This is a genomic window from Thiohalocapsa halophila, assembly GCF_016583825.1.
Taxonomy (GTDB): Bacteria; Pseudomonadota; Gammaproteobacteria; order Chromatiales; family Chromatiaceae; genus Thiohalocapsa; species Thiohalocapsa halophila.
Genome location: NZ_NRRV01000148.1, coordinates 1 through 2633 on the forward strand (window position 1 = coordinate 1; position 2633 = coordinate 2633).

Here is a 2633-nt window from a genome sequence, read left to right on the forward strand (position 1 = left end):
GGGCTCGAATCGTCCACGACCTCTACCCCGTCCCTTGGTGGAAGACTCAGACTGGGAGCCGGATGGTGTAACACTCCAAGTCCGGTTCTGCGAGGAGTCGGGCGCCGAACCGTCGCATGGCAGAGATAATGTGGCACCGCCGGGAAACCAGGCGGCAAACTGAGAACACCAACATCTGCCTAAACGGCGGCCAGGCCCGAATGGCACTAAGATAAGCGCAAGCGCTTGAAAACGCTTGGGGTAGGCTGGCCAGGATGGTACGGTGAAATCGCCAAACAACACCGACCATCTCAGGAGCCAGCCTTCATGCATGCTAGCCATCGTCCGGCCTTGGAGCAACAGAAACAGATTCAGCGCCGCACCGACGAGACCGACTCATACGCTTTCTTCAACGTGTTGACCAGTGCCCGCCTGTTCGATGCGGTAGAAGAATTGCTGCCGGAGCATCGCGAACGGTTGTTCCCGCCGACGGAGACCTTGTCGATGTTTCTGGCGCAGGTACTTTCGGCTGACGGCAGCTGTCAACAGGCGGTCGATGAGGCCGTGATCAAGCGTATCGTCGGCGGTTTGCCCCGCTGTGCTGCGAGCACGAGCGCATACTGCCAGGCGCGCGGACGCTTGCCGACGGAGATGATCTCGGAGTTGGCACGGCAGGTCGGCGGCATGATCGGCGCGGGTGCACCGCGCTGGTGGCATTCCTGGAATCGCCCGGTGCGCTTGGTCGATGGCGCGACCGCGACCATGGCGGACACGGCGGAGAACCAAGCCGTCGATCCACAGCCGAGCAGCCAGAAGCCCGGCTTAGGCTTCCCGATTTGCCGCATGGTGACACTGATTTGCCTGGGCAGCGGCGCACTGCTCGCTGCGGCCATCGGTCCGTGTGAAGGCAAGGGCAGCGATGAGCAAACCCTGTTGCGTAGCCTCCTCGATGCGCTTGAGGTGGACGATATCCTGCTCGGCGATGCCTTCTACCCGACCTATTTCCTGCTGTGCGAACTGGTGCAACGCGGCGTCGATGGGGTGTTCGAGCAGTACGGTGCGCGCAAACGCAGCACCGACTTCAAAACCGGAGAGAGTCTCGGCGCGCGCGATCATCTGGTGGTGTTGGAGAAACCGTCGAGGCGCCCGGAATGGATGACACCCGAGGAGTATGCCCAAGCCCCGGCAACGCTGAAGGTGCGCGAGTTCGCGGCCGGCGGAAAGATCATGGTCACCACCTTCCTGGATGCCAAAGCGGCCCCGAAGAAAAAGCTGAAGGTGTTGCATCAGCGCCGCTGGAACGTGGAATTGGATCTGCGCAACATCAAGACCACCCTCGGTATGGCCCGGCTGCGTTGCAAGACACCGGAGATGGTCCGCAAGGAACTGTGGGTCTACCTACTGGCCTACAATCTGATCCGCTTGCTGATGGCCCAAGCCGCCTTGCTGGCCGATCAAGTCCCCAGGCAGTTGAGCTTCAAGCATACCGTGCAGGTCTGGCTATCCTGGCAGCAGCGCGGCGCCGCAACCTCCGATGGTGTTTGCGTGCTTGCCGTACTGAGCCTGATTGCCGAGCCGCGCGTCGGTCTGCGACCCGGTCGCATAGAGCCACGGGCGCTGAAGCGTCGCGCCAACGCCTACCCCCTGTTGACCAAACCGAGAAAAGACGCCCGCGCTGAGGTCAGCGAACATGGACATCCGAAAAAGCTACGCTAAATCAAACCGATATGCAGCTCCACGAAATGCGACCTCCCTTATCTTAGTGCCATTCCGGCCAGGCCCCGGCTTACTCTCCGGCCAGAATCGCCGCAGGGCCTCGCCGCGGTGGCGCTCGCCGGCGATGCTGCCGAGGTTGGTGGCGATGGTGGGCAACAGCGTCAACTGCACCGCCGCGCGCAGGTCCATGCCGAAGGCGAGGAGGGGTGTGGCCAGCATCGGAAAGCCCAAGCCGAAGATGCCGTGTACGAACGCGGACGCCGCCAGCACCGCCGCTGCATAGACTCCAGAGGGGTCAGGCATCGCGGGAGCACCCCAAGCACCGGCCGTCGTAACGCTGCGCTGTACCAATGCCATGCATTACGCTTTGGCGGATAATCCCTAGAGCACCCCTGGCTAGACCCCAGGCTAGACCCAAGACCAGAACCCAGAAGAGCGCCGCCGACGGCGCCCCCGGAGCGGACGGAGGACCTGCCATGACCCGACATCTGTTGATTCTCGGCTGCAAGACCATGCGCGAGGGCGTGGTGATTTCCGCGCTGTTCTTCGCTGCGGCCGTGCTGTTGTTCCTGGCCGCGGCCCATGTGGTGCCGGCGTTGGGGCCGCTGCAGCCCATCGTGCTCTTCCTGGCCTTGGTGCTCATCGTGCTCGCGCCAGTGGTGTTGATCTCGACCTTCCTGATCTCGGTGTTGCCGGGGGCGAAGGAGAAGTTCGAGCAGTGTGAGCATTGAGAGCACCTCGGCTCGCGACGCCTGGACCAAGCTGCGGGAGGCCGGTGCCCTGGCGCGTTGGCTATTGGTGCACGCGGCCGCCGAGCGCATCACCTGGCGGGGTCGGTGAGCCCGGTCTGCCTCCCCATCGCGCTCGGGTCTGCAACGCCGTTTTCGCTGCGACCGGCGCGCCGGTGCGCAGCCTGCCCATCCGGCTCTGACAGTTAT

3 protein-coding genes are annotated in these 2633 nt (G+C 63.4%); 2 read left to right on the forward strand and 1 reads right to left on the reverse strand.

The features are described from left to right. Positions 1–306 precede the first annotated feature (306 nt). Entirely contained in the window at positions 307–1695 is a 1389-nt protein-coding gene (locus tag CKO31_RS25495; protein ID WP_200243547.1) for an IS4 family transposase, read from the forward strand. Here CKO31_RS25495 and CKO31_RS25500 read toward each other — a convergent pair. After that, complete coding sequence (locus tag CKO31_RS25500; protein ID WP_200243549.1) at positions 1687–1998, reverse strand: sulfite exporter TauE/SafE family protein; 312 nt, start codon at positions 1996–1998, stop codon at positions 1687–1689. The two genes, CKO31_RS25495 and CKO31_RS25500, sit on opposite strands and share 9 nt — an antisense overlap. A gap of 173 nt (positions 1999–2171) precedes the next feature. On the opposite strand from CKO31_RS25500, the gene CKO31_RS25505 reads away from it, so the two are divergent. Beyond that, complete coding sequence (locus CKO31_RS25505; RefSeq protein WP_200243551.1) at positions 2172–2426, forward strand: hypothetical protein; 255 nt, start codon at positions 2172–2174, stop codon at positions 2424–2426. Positions 2427–2633: the final 207 nt, after the last annotated feature.

Excerpts from the sequence above, each read along its gene's own strand:
- CKO31_RS25495 (WP_200243547.1), top strand. The coding sequence starts at position 307 with ATGCATGCTAGCCATCGTCCGGCCTTGGAGCAACAGAAACAGATTCAG.
- CKO31_RS25500 (WP_200243549.1), bottom strand. The coding sequence starts at position 1,998 with ATGCCTGACCCCTCTGGAGTCTATGCAGCGGCGGTGCTGGCGGCGTCC.
- CKO31_RS25505 (WP_200243551.1), top strand. The coding sequence starts at position 2,172 with ATGACCCGACATCTGTTGATTCTCGGCTGCAAGACCATGCGCGAGGGC.